Raw genomic sequence first — 14712 nt, 5'->3', positions numbered from 1 at the left:
GCGGAAACCAAAAATATAGCAGTTGACAGAATTATTCCAACTGGAAAAAGATATCGACCGGAATAATTCTTTGCGCCGGAGCACCGGCCCGACCATGTCCTCCCAGACCCCCGCCGGCCCGAACGGGCCCGACGCCGTGCCGTCCTCCGCCCCCGCCCCCTCGGCGGCCCAGATTTCTCCCGCCGTCAACGGCAAGCCCCCCCGCAAGCGCCGTCCGGTGCTGCTCGCGATCGCCGCGGCGGCGGCGGTCGCCGCCGGCGTCTATGGCGTGCACTGGTGGACCGTCGGCCGCTTCATCGAGTCCACCGACGACGCCTACCTCAAGGCCGACAGCGTCACCGCCGCGCCCAAGGTCGGCGGCTACGTGACGCAGGTCTATGTCGTCGCCAACCAGCCGGTGAAGCGCGGCGATCCGCTGGTGCGACTGGACCCGCGCCAGTACCAGGCCGCCGCCGACCAGTCGCAAGCCACCATCGACGCGCGCAAGGCCGACATCCGCCGCGTCGAGGCCGACCTGCTGCAACAGCAGGCCGCGCTCGCGCAGGCCCGCGCCCAGGCCGATTCGGCCCGCTTCGCCCTGACCCACGCGCAGGACGAGGTCATCCGGCACACGCCGCTGGCCGCCACGGGCGCGACCACCGCCGAGCGGCTCTCCGAACTGCGCAACACGCGCGACCAGGCCGTCGCCAGCCTGGCCGCGAGCAACGCCGCGGTGAAAGCCGCGGAAGGCAAGCTCCAGTCGAGCGAAGCCCAGATCGCGCAGACCAAGGCGCAAGTCGAGGCCGGCGAGGCCGCGCTGCGGCAGAACCACCTGGACGTCGACGACACCGTGGTGCGCGCCTCCATCGACGGCCGCGTCGGCGACACCACCGTGCGCGTCGGCCAGCTGCTGCAACCGGGCACGCGGCTGATGACCGTGGTCCCGACGCAGGACGTCTACCTGGTCGCCAACTTCAAGGAGACGCAGATCGGTCGCATGCGTCCGGGCCAGCCGGTGACGCTGCATGTGGACGCGCTGCCCGACGCCGAGCTGCACGGCACCGTCGAGAGCTTCTCGCCCGGCACCGGCGCGCAGTTCGCGCTGCTGCCCTCGGAGAACGCGACCGGCAACTTCACCAAGATCGTCCAGCGCGTGCCGGTGCGGATCCGCGTCCAGGCCGAGGCCGCCGTGCGCGAGCGCCTGCTGCCCGGCCTGTCGGTGACCGCCGAGGTCGACACCCGCGACGGCTCCGGCGCCAGGGCCGCCGACAGCAAGTCCGCGGACGGCAAGCCCGCGGCCGCGAGGACCGTCGGCGCGTCGGCGGCCACGGAGGCCCGCCATGGCTGAAGCGGCGGCACCCGCCGGCGCCGCGCCGATCCGGTCCCCCGCCGCGCCGGCCCACGCCGAGCCCAACGCCAGCGCGACCGACTGGATCGCGGTGGCCGCCGGCGCGCTCGGCGCGCTGATGGCGACGCTGGACATCTCGATCACCAACTCGGCGCTGCCGCAGATCCAGGGCTCGGTCGGCGCGACCGGCACCGAAGGCACCTGGATCTCCACCGGCTACCTGATGTCGGAGATCGTCATGATCCCGTTGGCCGCGTGGTTGACCCGCGTCTTCGGCCTGCGCAACTTCCTGGTCGGCAACGCCGCGCTGTTCACGCTGTTCTCCGTGCTGTGCGGCCTCTCGGGCAGCCTGCCGATGCTGATCCTGGCCCGCATCGGCCAGGGCTTCACCGGCGGGGCGATGATCCCCACCGCGCAGACCATCATCCGCACCCGCCTGCCGCGCCATCAGCTCCCGGTCGGCATGACGCTGTTCGGGCTGATCGTGCTGCTGGGGCCGCTGCTCGGGCCCGTGCTCGGGGGCTGGCTGACGGAGAACGCGAGCTGGCACTGGTGCTTCTTCATCAACGTGCCGGTCTGCGGCGCGCTGCTCGCATTGCTGCTGCTGGGCCTGCCCTCCGAGCGCACGCATCTGGACCAGTTCATCCGCGCCGACTGGCTGGGCATCGTGGGTCTGGCGGTCGGGTTGTCGACGCTGACCGTGGTGCTCGAGGAGGGCCAGCGCGAACGCTGGTTCGAGTCCCCGCTGATCGTGACGCTGAGCCTGATCTCGGCCGCCGGGATGATCATGATCGCGCTCTCCCAGCGCTATGCCGCCAAGCCCATCCTGCGGCTCAAGCTGATGCGCAACATCCATTACGCCAGCGTCATCGTGATCGTCTTCACCGTCGGCGCGGGGCTGTACTGCATCTCCTACCTGGTGCCGCAGTTCCTGGCGCTGATCGCCGGCTACAACGCGCAGCAGTCGGGCGCGATCATGCTGCTCGCCGGCGTGCCGGCCTTCCTGATGATGCCCATCCTGCCGCGGCTGATCACGCGCGTGGATCTGCGCGTGATGGTGATCCTGGGCCTGCTCGCCTTCGCCGCCAGCTGCCTGCTGGACATCAGCCTGACCGCGCAGAGCGTCGGCCACGACTTCATCGGCTCGCAGCTGCTGCGCGGCGTGGGACAGATGCTCTGCATGATGCCGCTCAACCAGGCCTCGATGGCCACGGTGACGCGCGAGGAATCGGGCGACGCGGCCGGCATCTACAACATGGCCCGCAACCTGGGCGGCTCGGTGGGACTGGCCGTCATCGGCACCTTCATCGACCGCCGCAACAGCCTGCACGTCGAGCGCCTGAGCGAGACGCTCGACGCCAACTCCACGACGCTGCAGGAGCGGTTGGCCGCCAGCGCCGCGAGCCACTTCGCGCAGGTCGGCGACTTCGCCCACGCGCAGTTGCAGGCGATCAAGGAGCTGGTGCTGACCATCCATCAGCAGGCCAGTGTGATGACCTTCTCCGAAACCTTCTACGTGCTGGCGATCGCGCTGCTGCTGTGCATCCCGCTGGCGCTCACGCTCAAGGCGCCGAAGCCGCCCGCCCCGGGCGCGGCCCCAGTGCAGAACGATGCGCACTGAGCGACGCGCACGCCACGCCCTCCCCACGCGGCTCGTTTCCTGAGCGCCCCGCATCGAGACCCCTCATGACGACTTTCCGATTCCCCTCGCCGATCCGCGTCGGCCTGACGACGCTCACGACCCTGTCGGCCGTGGCGGCGGCCGCGGCGATGCTGCTGCTCGCCGGCTGCGCCGCGGTCGGTCCGAACTACGACGGCGCGCCCGGCATCGCCAAGGACGCCCTGGCCGCAGCGCGCTTCGCGCGCGGCGACGCGAACGATCAGAGCACCGCGCCGGTCGCGGCCACCTGGTGGCGCGCGCTGAACGATCCGGCGCTGGACGCGCTGGTCGACCAGGCCCTGCGCGACAGCCCGACCCTGCAGGCCGCGGAGGCCCGTTTGCGCTCGGCCCGCGCGACCCTCAGCACGCAGGAGGCCAACCGGCGTCCGAGCGGCTCGGCCTCCGCGCTGGGTGCCGGTGTCTGGCAAGCCCCGGGCACCGACCATGAATCGACGCTGCATCTCTACAGCGTCGGCTTCGACGCGACCTGGGAGGTGGACCTGTTCGGCGGCCCCCGCCGCGCGGTCGAGTCCGCCACGGCGCAGGCCCAGGCGGTGCAGGCCGATCTGGCCGACGCGCAGGTCTCTCTGACCGCCGAGGTCGCCCAGACCTACGTCGGCCTGCGCGCGCAGCAACGGCGTCAGGCGCTGCTGCGCGACACCGCGGCCGTGGACGCGCAAGCGCTCGCCCTGGCGCGGCAGCGGCTCGCGCAAGGCGTGGCCCCGGCCGACGACGTCGAGCAGCGCGCCCAGCAGGCCGAGACCACGCAGGCCGCGCTGACCGACGTGGCGGCCGAGATCGCCGCCTCGATGGACCGTCTCGCCCTGCTGACCGGCCAAGCCCCGGGCGCGCTGGACGCGCAGCTCGCCAGCGCCACGCCCGCCCTGCCCGCAGCGCCGCGCGAGGTCGCCATCGGCGATCCGGCCGGGCTGCTGCAGCGTCGCCCCGACATCCGCGCCGCGGAGCGACGCCTCGCCGGCCGCACCGCGCAGATCGGCCAGGAGAAGGCGAAGTACTTCCCCAAGCTCAGCCTGCTGGGCAACATCGGCGTCGCCGCGACCGACCCGGGCAAGCTGCTGCGTGCAGACAGCTTGGCGCTGGCCGCGGTTCCGTACCTGAGCTGGAACTTCCTGGACTTCGGCCGCACCGCCGCCGCGGTGCGCCAGGCCGAGGCCGGCCGCGACGAGGCCGTCGCCAACTACAAGGCCGCGGTGCTCGGGGCGCTGCAGGACGCCAACACGTCGCTGTCGCGCTTCGGCCAGCAACGCCAGGCCTTGCTGCATCTGCGGGCGCAGCAGGCGTCGACGGCACGCGCGCTGGATCTCGCGCAGCAACGCCGCCAGGCCGGCACGGCCAGCCAGGTGGACCTGCTCGACGCCCAGCGGCGAGACACGGACGCACGCCTCAAGGCGCTGGACGGCGAGGCCGAGCTGCTCAAGGACTTCGTCGCCCTGCAGAAAAGCCTGGGGCTGGGCTGGGAGGCGGCCTGATCCAGGCGCTGGACACGTCCGTCCAGCCCGAGGCCGGCGCGGCCGCGGCCGCGCCGTCGACCCTGTTCCGCACACCTGGCGTCCATCCGGATCCGCACGGTTCCGCCCCGTCGTTGGATTCCGGGGACAGCCCCGGATCGTGGGGCGGATCGCGGTATCGGGCGGTGCGCGACGCGGGTAGGCTGGCGGCATGACCGCCGCGCCCTCCCCCGCGCCCGCCTCCCCGTCCACCGCCGCCGCGTCGCGGCCCGACATCGACGCCGAAGGCGCGCGGCCGGCGCTCGGCTGGCCGCGGCTGGTGCTGCTGAATCTGGCCATCGCGCTGGCCTATGCCGCGCTCGGCGCGCTGGCGCTGCGGCTGATCCTTCCCCCCGACTACGTCTCTCCCATCTACCCCGCCGCGGGGCTGGCCGTCGCCGCCGTGCTGCGCTGGGGGCCGCGCGCGCTGCCCGGCATCCTGGTCGGCGGCGCGCTGGTCAATCTCTCGCTCTCGCTGGAGCGCGACCACCTGAACCTGCTGCAGGCGCTGTCCGTGGGCATGGGCAACGTCTTGCAGGCCTGGCTGGGCGCGTGGCTGGCGCGGCGCTGGCTCGGTCCGCATCCCACCCTCACCGAGCCCCGCGAGCTGCTGCGCTTCCTGGGCGCCACCGTGGGCGTGGCCTGCCTGGTCAGCCCCACGCTCGGCGTGGCCGCGCTGTGGGTGTCGGGCGCGATCGGGGCCGGGCAGCTCGGGCAGCACTGGCTGTTCTGGTGGATCGGCGATGCCATCGGGGTCCTGATCGGCGCGCCGGTCGCGCTGACGCTGTTCGGCCTGCCGCGCGCGCACTGGGCGCCGCGCCAGATGAGCGTCGCGCTGCCCTTGCTGGTCGCCTGCGCGCTGCTGTTCGCCGCCACCCTGCACGTGGCCCGCAACGAGGAAAGTCGCCGTCGCCATGCGTTCGAGCTGGAGGCCTTCAACGCCCTGGACACCCTGGCCGACACGCTCACCGCGCCGCTGTCCGCGCTGGAGGCCAACCACAGCCTGCTGATGGTGGCGCCCGGCCTGAGTCGTGACGACTTCGAGCGCGCCCATGCGGAACGGGCCCGGGCGGGCGGCGCGGTCTACGCGGTGGGATGGGCGCCCGAGGTCCGCCCCGCCGACATCGCGGCCTTCGAGCGCACCGCGCGGGCCGACGGCTATCCCGACTATCACGTCCACGAGCGCAACCGGCCCGGCGACAGTCCGGCCTCGCCCGACAGCAAGGTGCTGCCGATCCGCCTGATCGCGCCCTATGCCCGCAACCGTCCCGCGATGGGCGTCAACATCCGCAGCATCCCCCAGGCCCGCGAGGCGCAGGACCGCGCCATCGCCACCGGCCAGCCCGCCGCCAGCGAGAGCTTCCCGTTGTCGCAGGACGTGGGCGTGCGAATCATGGGCGTGGTGGTCTACCGCGCGATCTACGACGATGGCGCCGCCGCCCCGCGTGACGCCATGGGCCGTGCGCATGCGCCGAAAGGGCTGGCCTTCGCGACGCTGCGGCCCGAGACCCTGCTGCGCGACGCCCTGCCGGCCCGGCCGCGCCTGGACTATTGCCTGATCGACGCGACACCCCGCACCGCGCACGCGCTGCTGGCCGGCGACCCGCGCTGCACGGACCTGCCCGAGGCCCTTCCACGCAGCGAGCGCGACCTGGACTTCGCCGGCCGGGTCTGGCGCCTGCAGGTCTACAGCCCGTCCGGGCTGCCGGTGCTCGAGGGCAACGCGACCCTGCCCTTCGCGCTGGCCGGCCTGGCCGGCACCGCGCTGCTGGGCGTGCTGCTGCTGGTCATCACCGGCAGCACCGCGCGCGTGGCCCGGCTGGTCGACGAGGCCACCCTGCGCCTGCGCGACAGCGAGGAGCGCTTCCGCATGATCGTCGAGCACGCGCCGGTGGGCGTCGTCGCCGCCGACATCAACGCGCGCCCGCTGGAGATCAACCCCTACTTCTCGCGGCTGCTGGGCATCCCGATCGAGCAGCTGAAGGCGCGCTCGGTACTGGCCTTCACCCATCCCGACGACCGCGCCGAGGACAGCCGGCTCGGCCTGGCGCTGATCCGCGGCGAGATCGACCGCTACAGCCGCATCAAGCGCTACATCGGCGCCGACGGCCAAGTCGTCCCGGTGCGCTCCACCGTGAGCCTGCTGCGCGACGCGCAGGGCCGGCCCTATCGCCTGCTGGGCATCGTCGAGGACATCGGTGAGCAGCTGCGCCTGGCCGAGCTGGAGCGGGAGCACGAGGCGGAGATCGCCGCCAACAAGGCCAAGAACGAGTTCCTGTCCCGCATGAGCCACGAGCTGCGCACCCCATTGAACGCGATGCTGGGGTTCTCGCAGCTGCTGGAGACCGACCAGGAGCCGGGTCACACGCTCAGCCCGCGGCAACTGGTCTGGGTGGCGCAGATCCAGCATTCGGGCTGGCATCTGCTGGCGATGATCGACGACACGCTGGACCTGTCGCGGCTGGAGGTCGGCCAGTTGCGGGTCCGGCTGGGCGACCACGCGCTGACGCCCATCGTCGCGGACAGCCTGGCGATGGTGGAGACCCAGCGCCAGCGCCGTCAGGTCGCCATCGAGGTGGATCTGGCGCCCGAGGTCGATCTGGTGCACGTGGACGCCACCCGGCTCAAGCAAGTGCTGACCAATCTGCTGAGCAACGCGGTCAAGTACAACCACGAGGGCGGTCATGTCTGGCTGAAGGCCCGGCCATGCGGCCCGTCCCGGATCGAGGTCAGCATCGCCGACACGGGCCCCGGCCTGACGCCGGCCCAGCGGGCCCAGCTGTTCCAGCCCTTCAACCGGCTCGGCCGGGAGGCCGGCGGCATCGAGGGGACCGGCATCGGGCTGGTCATCACCCAGCGGCTGCTGGAGTTGATGGGCAGTCAGCTCCAGGTCGCCAGCACCGAGGGCGCCGGGGCGACCTTCAGCTTCGAACTACGAACTTCTGATATTTATCAAGCAGGTCAATGACTTAAGTCGGTGCTAAGACGGCTTGCCCATACTCATTTCTCCGGTGAATCCATTGACGCCCCACGAGAAACAGTGAGTTTCGGGACGCTGTTAGCACTCACCGGACGTGAGTGCTAATATCACCGCTCATCGGCCCGGAAGACCGGCCCGATACAGGAGAAACGAACACATGTCCAACAACCTTGCATTGACGGTCCGCGATCCCTGGGCTCTGGTGCCTTCGCTGGGGAACCTGGACGCCTACATCACGGCGGTGAACCGCATCCCGCTGCTGACGTCGGAAGAAGAACGCGACTACGCCGAGCGCCTGCAGAGCAAGGGCGACGTCGACGCCGCCGGCCGCCTGGTGCTGTCGCACCTGCGCCTGGTCGTCTCGATCTCGCGCCAGTACCTGGGCTATGGCCTGCCGCAGGGCGACCTGATCCAGGAAGGCAACGTCGGCCTGATGAAGGCCGTCAAACGCTTCGACCCCGCGCAGAACGTGCGCCTGGTGTCGTACGCGATGCACTGGATCAAGGCCGAGATCCACGAGTACATCCTGAAGAACTGGCGCATGGTCAAGGTCGCCACGACCAAGGCCCAGCGCAAGCTGTTCTTCAACCTGCGCTCGATGAAGCACGCGCTGAAGGAGCACTCGGATCACCAGCAGCGCGCGTCGCTGACCGAGAGCGAGATCGCCCACGTGGCCGAGACGCTCAACGTCAAGCGCGAGGACGTGCTGGAGATGGAAACCCGCATGTCCGGCGGCGACGTGGCCCTGGAGCCGCAGACCGACGACGACGGCGAGACCTACGCGCCGATCGCCTACCTGGCGGACGACTCGCAGGAGCCGACCCGGGTGCTGGAATCGCGCTCGCGCGATCACCTGGCCAGCGATGGCCTGCGTCTGGCGCTGGAATCGCTGGACCCGCGCAGCCGCCGCATCGTCGAAGAACGCTGGCTGAAGGTGAACGACGACAGCTCCGGCGGCATGACGCTGCATGAGCTGGCCGCCGAGTACGGCGTCTCCGCCGAACGCATCCGCCAGATCGAGGTCGCGGCCATGAAGAAGATGCGCAAGGCGATGACCGCCGCCTGAGCGGCCGGGGCGTTTCCGGCCCGGAACGACGACAGGCTCCGTGAGGAGCCTGTTTCGTTTGGGCCTCCGGCTCTCGTGCCGCGCGCGGATGGCGGGCGCTGCCGCCGCGTCGGGGGCCGGGAGGCCCCCTTCGGATCAGGCGCCGCTCAGCAGCGTCTTGACGTCCGCCAGCATGGCGCTCGCCCCCGCGCCGTAGCGCGAGAACACCCGGATCCGGCCCTGCGGATCGAACAGGAAGCTCGCCGCGGTGTGGTCCATGGTGTAGCTGTCGGGGGTCTGGCCCGGCACCTTGGCGTAGTAGATCTTGAACTCCTTGGCGACATCCTTGAGCTGCTCCGGCGTGCCCCGCAGACCGATGAAGCTGGGATCGAAGCTCTCGAGGTAGGGCTTGAGCAGCTCGGGCTTGTCGCGCTCCGGATCGACGGTGATGAACACGCCCTGCACCTTGTCGCCGTCCGGGCCCAGCGCCTTCTTCACCTGCGCCAGTTCGGCCAGCGTGGTCGGGCAGACGTCCGGGCACTGGGTGAAGCCGAAGAAGACCACCACCACCTTGCCCTTGAAGTCCTCCAGGCTGCGCGAGCGGCCGTTCTGGTCCGGCAGGTTGAAGCCGCGCGCGTAGGCCGCGCCGGTCAGGTCCACGCCCTGGAAGCTGGCCTTCTGGCCGAAGCCGAGCTTGTCGCAGCCGGCGAGCAGGGCCGCCGCGCCGAGGGCCGACAGCAGGAGGGGACGTCGCGAGATCATGGGCACTTCCGATTCGTCGTCGAGGCGGCGCGCGGGCCGCGGCAGTCAGGGAGCGTCGCGGCCGGCCTCAGCCGATCCACGGGCTCACGTAGTGATCGAGCAGCAGCGCGCCGAAGAGCAGCGACAGATGCAGGATCGAGAACATGAAGGTCTTGCGCGCCAGCGCTTCCGAGTACTCGCGCCACAGCAGCCAGGCGTGGTGGCAGAACTTCAGCCCCAGCACCACGGCCGCGGCCAGATAGATCCAGCCGCTCATGCCGCTGAGGAAGGGCAGCAGCGTCGCGGCGAACAGCACCCAGGTGTAGAGGAAGATCTGCAGCCGCGTGAACTCGTTGCCGTGCGTCACCGGCAGCATGGGCAGGCCGGCCTTGCGGTAGTCCTCGCTGCGGTACAGCGCCAGCGCCCAGAAGTGCGGCGGGGTCCACAGGAAGATGATCAGGCACATCAGCCAGGGCTCAGGACCCAGGTCGCCGCGCATGGCGGCCCAGCCGAGCACGGGGGGCATCGCGCCGGAGGCGCCGCCGATCACGATGTTCTGCGGCGTCAGCGGCTTGAGCACCACCGTGTAGATGATCGCGTAGCCGACGAAGGTGGCGAAGGTCAGCCACATGGTCAGCGGGTTCACCAGCACGTACAGCAGCGCCGAGCCCAGCGCGCACAGCAGGCCCGAGAAGGCCAGGGTCTGGTTGCGGCTGAGCTCGCCCCGGGCGGTCGGCCGCCAGGCGGTGCGCTTCATCTTGGCGTCGATGTGCTGCTCGATCAGGCAGTTGAAGGCGGCGGCCGCGCCGGCCACCAGCCAGATGCCGACCGTGGCCGCCACCAGCGTGCCCCACTCGGCCCCGTGCGGCAGGCCGGGAATGGCCAGCGCCATGCCGATGACCGCGCAGAACACGATCAGCTGCACGACCTTGGGCTTGGTCAGTTGATAGAACTGCCACCAGCGCGAAGGCAAGGCGGCGGAGGTCGCGGAACTCATTTCGAACTCACCGTCATGAGGCCGACGCTGTGGCGCGTCGTCTCGATCACACACGTCCGGGTGCCGGCACGCAGGCGCGCCAGCACGATGGAACACATCAACAGCAGCGCGGCCGCGCCACCGGTATGCGCCAGGGCGGCCACCAAGGGCCATCCCAGCACCACATTCGACAGGCCCGAGGCCAACTGCCAGGCGCCGACCGCCAGCAGCCGCCGCGCCCAGCGCCGCCCTTCCCCGGCCGGATCGCCCGCGCCGTGGCGCCACAGCGCCGCGGCCAGCGCCAGCAGCGCCACGAACACGATCATCGCGCCGACGCGATGCGCCAGGTGGATGGCCGTCAGCGCCTCGAAGGGCAGATAGCCGCCCTGGGCGCCGCGGCCCAGCTCGCGCCACAGCGTGAAGCCGTGGTCGAAGTCGGTCGGCGGCAGCCACTGGCCTTGGCAGGTCGGGAAATCCTGGCAGGCCAGGACCGCGTAGTTCGTGCTGACCCAGCCACCCAGCGCGATCTGCGCGATCACCAGCAGCGTGAACCCGCCCACCGCCGCGCGCAAGCCCGCGGACCCGCTCAGCGGGCGCGGTTCATAGGATTCAGCCTGCCAGGCCAGCAGCACCAGCAGGCCGAAAGCCAGCAGCAGGTGGCTGGTCACGATGGCCGGGAACAGTTTCATCGTCACGGTCCAGGCGCCGAACAGCCCCTGCACCAGGATCCAGATCAACGAGAGCGTGGCCCACCAGGGCGAGATCTCGACGCCGCGGTCACCACGATCGCCGCGCGCGTCGCGACGGCGGCGCCACCAGACCCACCAGCTCATGATCGCCAGCGCGACCAGCAGGAAGCCCACGCCGCCCGCCAGATAGCGATGCAGCATCTCCATCCAGGCCTTGCCGTGCGTGACCGGGCCGGTGGGCATGGCGGTCTGCGCGGCATGGATCTCGTCGCGCGCGCCCAGCGGGGAGGCGCTGCCGTAGCAGCCGGGCCAGTCGGGACAGCCCAGGCCGGAATCGGTCAGGCGGGTCAGCGCGCCGATCAGGATCAGGTCGAAGGTGAGGAAGGCGGCGAGCACCGTCAGCGCGCGCAGGCGACGCGCGGTCGCGTCGTGCCGATGCCGCCATTGCCAGACCAGCAGCGGCACCGAGCCCACGAGCGCGGCCACCGCCAGCAACTCCAGCAGTGGCTCGAAATCGAAACCGATGGCCAATCCGTTCATGCGCGCGTCGTCCTCATCCTCTCAACGGCCCGGCTTGTCCCAGCCGGCGTTGGCGCGCATCAGGCGCTCGAGGTCCTTCTTCAGCTGCGACGGGTCGGGCGTCGCCGGGGAGCGCAGCATCCAGCGCCCCATCGGATCGACCAGGAACAGATGCTCGCCCAGGCGGTGGCCGGGCGCGGCCATCAGCCAGCCCTCGATCGCGTCGCGCCTGGCGCGCAAGACAGTCGCGGGAGCGCCGTGGCCAGTGAGCGCGTCCACCTGGGCGGGCGTGAGTTGCACGTCGTCGGGAATCAGGACCAGCTTGTCCAGCCGGTCGCGGTCCTTGCCGAGCATCTCGCGCAACTGGCGCTGCATGAAGAGCATGCGCTCGCAGCCGGTGTCGCAGGCGCGGTCGGGGACGTAGGTCAGCAGCCACTGGCCCTTGAGCGCCTCGGCGGCCACCGGCGCGCCCTGCAGCGTGCTCAGCGCCATCGTGGGCGGCAGGTCGCGGGTGGGCGTGATCAGGTCGCTGTAGGCGCGGCCGCGCAGGTCCAGCACGTAGAAGCTGAAGTAGGAGGCGACCACCGGCGCGGCGCAGATGAGCAGCACCAGCCACAGGGTCCAGCGCGAGCGCCTGGGCGGATCGACGTCCTCCCCCAAGGGCATGGGCATGCTGTGCACGGCCAGCGTCACCGGACCGTCCGGCGGCAGCGGCGTGTCGACCGGCGCGGGCGCGGCCTCAGTCATGGGCGCCGACGGCTCGGCCAGCGCGATGGGGGGCGAGGACTTGGAACCAGACATAAAGACCCAGGATCAGCGCCGCGAGCGCAAACCATTGAAAGGCGTAACCGTAATGCTTGTGGACGTCGACGGTGGGCGCGGGCCAATGCCGGCGCATGCCATCGGACGTGTCGTTGGGCGGACTCGCGCCCGCCGGACCGGCGACCGCGGGGCTTGCCGACGACGCGGCGGCGGACGGGCCGTCGACGCGATCGGGATCGCCTTGCAGCAGCACCAGCGGCAGCAGGCGCAGACCGGTTTCGGCCTGGAAGGCCGCGAGGTCGACATTCTGCCGGATCGGCCCCGACCCCGGTTCGCGTCCGAGTTCGAAGGCCCGGGACAGCGAGGCCGCGAGCCGGCCCTCGATGCGCACATCGCCCGCCGGGGTGCTCACGGGAGGCAGGTCCTCGCGGCGCGCGGCGTTGCGGGGGACCCAGCCGCGCTGGACCAGGATCGCGTCGTGACGGCCCGTCAGCTTCAGCGGCGTGACGACGTAGAAGCCGGGATGGCCCTCCATCACGCGGTTGTCGAGGTAGACGGTGTGGGCGCCGTCCCATTGGCCGGTGAGCGCGGCGCGGCGGTGCTCGAGCGCGCCCGGGGGCGGCAGATCGGCGGGAGGGAGATCGCGGCCCGCGATCGGACTCAGGAGCGCGCGTTCGTCGATCGCCCGTTGCAGCGCTTTTTTCTGATCGGCACGATCGAGTTGCCAGAGGCCCAGCGCGACCGTCGCGGCGATGCCGGCGACCGCGGCGATCAGCAGGACGCCGCGTCGCCCCCGACGGGGCGGTGCCGCGGGCAGCGTGGTCGTCTCAGCCATGCGCATCCCCGGGCGTCGCCCGATGTCCTCGCGGACCTCGGCGTGAATAATCGTCCGCCATGAAATTCATCGTCCTCGTCGCGTTCATCGGCATCCTCGGCGCCCTCGGCTCGGCCGGGGTGCTCATGCTCCGCAAGCAGAAGGGCAAGGCCACCATGTTCCGCGCCCTCGCCCTGCGGGTGGCGCTGTCGGTGGCGCTCTTCCTGTTCATCCTCTTCTCGGCCTGGATGGGCTGGATCCACCCCACGGGTCTGCCGGTCGGGAAATAGGGCCCTTTTCTCCGAGGACCGCCGACTGTCCCCTCGCCCGCTTGCGGGAGAGGGGTGGGGGTGAGGGCCGTGGCAGTCAGCGAGCCCAAGAAAAAAGCGCCGCTCAGCGGCGCTTTCTCATTGTCGATGCCCGATCACATCCAGTACACGACCACGTACAGCCCCAGCCAGACGACGTCCACGAAGTGCCAGTACCAGGCCGCGCCCTCGAAGCCGAAGTGGCGATCCGGCGTGAAGTGCCCCTTCATCAGGCGCAGCGTGATGAACAGCAGCATCAGCATGCCCACGAACACGTGGAAGCCGTGGAAGCCCGTCAGCATGAAGAACGTCGAGCCGAAGATCCCCGAGTTCAGCTTCAGGTTGAGCTCGTGGTACGCGTGGAAGTACTCGTAGCCCTGGAAGCCCAGGAAGGTGATCCCCAGCAGCACCGTCAGCCACATGAAGCCGATGCAACGCGCGCGGTGATTCGCGATCAGCGCATGGTGCGCGATGGTCAGCGTCACGCCCGAGGTCAGCAGCAGCGCCGTGTTGATCGTCGGGATCGGCCACGGCCCCATGGTCGCGAAGGCCTCGACAGTGCCCGCCGGCGACGCCGTGGCGCCCGCCGCGACGCTCGGCCACAGGCCGTTGAAGTCCGGCCACAGCAGGGCGTTGTCCAGGCTGCCCAGCGTAGGGATGCTGTACCCGCGCGACCAGAACAGCGCGCCGAAGAAGGCCGCGAAGAACATCACCTCCGAGAAGATGAACCAGCCCATGCTCCAGCGGAACGACAGGTCGATGCGGTCGCTGTACATGCCGCCTTCGCTCTCGCGGATGGCGTCGCCGAACCACTGCTTGAGCGTGAACGCCCACCACAGCAGGCCCACGAGCAGCGACCACTTGCCCCAGTCGTGGCCGTTGATCCACTGCGCGGCGCCCAGGATCACCCAGAACAGGCCGAACGCGGCCATGACCGGATGCCGGGACGGACCGGGCACGAAGTAGTAAGGGGCCTTGCCTTGAATCGTCGTTGCCGACATGCCTGTCTCTCCTCGAACGCGGTCGCGCGAACGACCGCTGATTTCTCTGAACGACTACAACTTCAAACTGCAACCACCGCGAGGACGTCGCGCGACCCAGCGCGCCCCGCCCCGCTCAATTCATCGCCGCGCCGCTGCTCACGACCCAGCGCACCAGCAGGATCAATCCCACCACGAACAGCGCCGCCGCGATCACGCCCGCCGCGATCACGTGCAGCGGATTGAGCTGCGACACGTCCTTCTCGTACTCCGAGCCCTTGCGGACCCCGAAGAACGACCACGCCACCGCGCGGAAGGTGCCCCAGAACGAGCCCTTGCGCTGCGCGGCCTGCTTCAGATCCTCGCCGGGTTTGAGCTCCTCGGACATCGGCGACGCCATGCC

The 14712-nt window shown here is 70.6% G+C and carries 13 protein-coding genes; 6 read left to right on the top strand and 7 right to left on the bottom strand.

Features of this window, described 5'->3' with window-relative positions; all coding sequences use genetic code 11:
- Positions 1 to 94 precede the first annotated feature (94 nt).
- The 5 genes from MCHT01_RS12810 to rpoH all read left to right on the top strand — a co-directional run bounded on the left by MCHT01_RS12810 (position 95) and on the right by rpoH (position 8541).
- On the top strand, positions 95 to 1327 hold the full coding sequence (locus tag MCHT01_RS12810) for an HlyD family secretion protein (RefSeq protein ID WP_084452499.1): 1233 nt from the start codon (positions 95 to 97) through the stop codon (positions 1325 to 1327).
- A complete protein-coding gene (locus MCHT01_RS12805; RefSeq protein WP_067065688.1) occupies positions 1320 to 2948 on the top strand; it encodes an MDR family MFS transporter in 1629 nt (542 codons plus the stop codon). Before MCHT01_RS12810 ends, MCHT01_RS12805 begins: the two co-directional genes overlap by 8 nt.
- Before the next feature lie 149 nt (positions 2949 to 3097).
- Positions 3098 to 4477, top strand: coding sequence for an efflux transporter outer membrane subunit (locus MCHT01_RS12800; RefSeq protein ID WP_067065830.1), 1380 nt, complete (start codon positions 3098 to 3100; stop codon positions 4475 to 4477).
- A 190-nt stretch (positions 4478 to 4667) separates the two neighbouring features.
- Positions 4668 to 7463 carry a CHASE domain-containing protein gene (locus MCHT01_RS12795; RefSeq protein WP_067065687.1) on the top strand — a complete coding sequence of 932 codons (2796 nt, stop codon included), beginning with the start codon at positions 4668 to 4670 and terminating at the stop codon, positions 7461 to 7463.
- A gap of 169 nt (positions 7464 to 7632) precedes the next feature.
- Positions 7633 to 8541, top strand: a complete 909-nt coding sequence (gene rpoH / locus MCHT01_RS12790) for an RNA polymerase sigma factor RpoH (protein WP_067065686.1) — start codon at positions 7633 to 7635, stop codon at positions 8539 to 8541.
- Positions 8542 to 8676: 135 nt separating this feature from the next.
- On the opposite strand, the gene MCHT01_RS12785 is transcribed toward rpoH, so the two are convergent.
- The 5 genes from MCHT01_RS12785 to MCHT01_RS12765 form a co-directional block, all read right to left on the bottom strand.
- On the bottom strand, positions 8677 to 9282 hold the full coding sequence (locus MCHT01_RS12785; RefSeq protein ID WP_067065685.1) for an SCO family protein: 606 nt from the start codon (positions 9280 to 9282) through the stop codon (positions 8677 to 8679).
- Between the two features lie 67 nt (positions 9283 to 9349).
- Positions 9350 to 10258 carry a heme o synthase gene (gene cyoE / locus MCHT01_RS12780; RefSeq protein WP_067065684.1) on the bottom strand — a complete coding sequence of 303 codons (909 nt, stop codon included), beginning with the start codon at positions 10256 to 10258 and terminating at the stop codon, positions 9350 to 9352.
- Positions 10255 to 11466 (bottom strand): COX15/CtaA family protein, encoded by a 1212-nt coding sequence (locus tag MCHT01_RS12775; RefSeq protein ID WP_067065683.1) that lies wholly within the window; start codon positions 11464 to 11466, stop codon positions 10255 to 10257. Before MCHT01_RS12775 ends, cyoE begins: the two co-directional genes overlap by 4 nt.
- 21 nt (positions 11467 to 11487) lie before the next feature.
- The gene (locus MCHT01_RS12770; protein ID WP_067065682.1) at positions 11488 to 12192 is read right to left on the bottom strand and encodes an SCO family protein; all 705 of its coding nucleotides are present in this window, start codon (positions 12190 to 12192) and stop codon (positions 11488 to 11490) included.
- The gene (locus tag MCHT01_RS12765) at positions 12185 to 13042 is read right to left on the bottom strand and encodes an SURF1 family protein (protein ID WP_084452563.1); all 858 of its coding nucleotides are present in this window, start codon (positions 13040 to 13042) and stop codon (positions 12185 to 12187) included. Before MCHT01_RS12765 ends, MCHT01_RS12770 begins: the two co-directional genes overlap by 8 nt.
- 59 nt (positions 13043 to 13101) lie before the next feature.
- Between MCHT01_RS12765 and MCHT01_RS12760 the strand changes: the two genes are divergently transcribed.
- Positions 13102 to 13311: a DUF2909 domain-containing protein gene (locus tag MCHT01_RS12760; protein ID WP_067065680.1), complete on the top strand. Its 210-nt coding sequence runs from the start codon at positions 13102 to 13104 to the stop codon at positions 13309 to 13311.
- Positions 13312 to 13445: 134 nt separating this feature from the next.
- Here the strand turns inward: MCHT01_RS12760 and MCHT01_RS12755 are convergent, their stop codons facing one another.
- Together MCHT01_RS12755 and MCHT01_RS12750 are read right to left on the bottom strand one after the other, a co-directional pair.
- Entirely contained in the window at positions 13446 to 14330 is an 885-nt protein-coding gene (locus MCHT01_RS12755) for a cytochrome c oxidase subunit 3 (RefSeq protein ID WP_067065679.1), read from the bottom strand.
- Between the two features lie 115 nt (positions 14331 to 14445).
- Positions 14446 to 14709: a DUF2970 domain-containing protein gene (locus MCHT01_RS12750; protein WP_148661512.1), complete on the bottom strand. Its 264-nt coding sequence runs from the start codon at positions 14707 to 14709 to the stop codon at positions 14446 to 14448.
- Positions 14710 to 14712 lie beyond the last annotated feature (3 nt).

This window comes from Mitsuaria chitosanitabida ATCC BAA-476 = NBRC 102408, assembly GCF_001598255.1.
Lineage (GTDB): Bacteria > Pseudomonadota > Gammaproteobacteria > Burkholderiales > Burkholderiaceae_C > Roseateles > Roseateles chitosanitabidus.
Note: the sequence above shows the minus strand (reverse complement) of the source record. Positions and strands in the feature narration are given on the sequence as shown.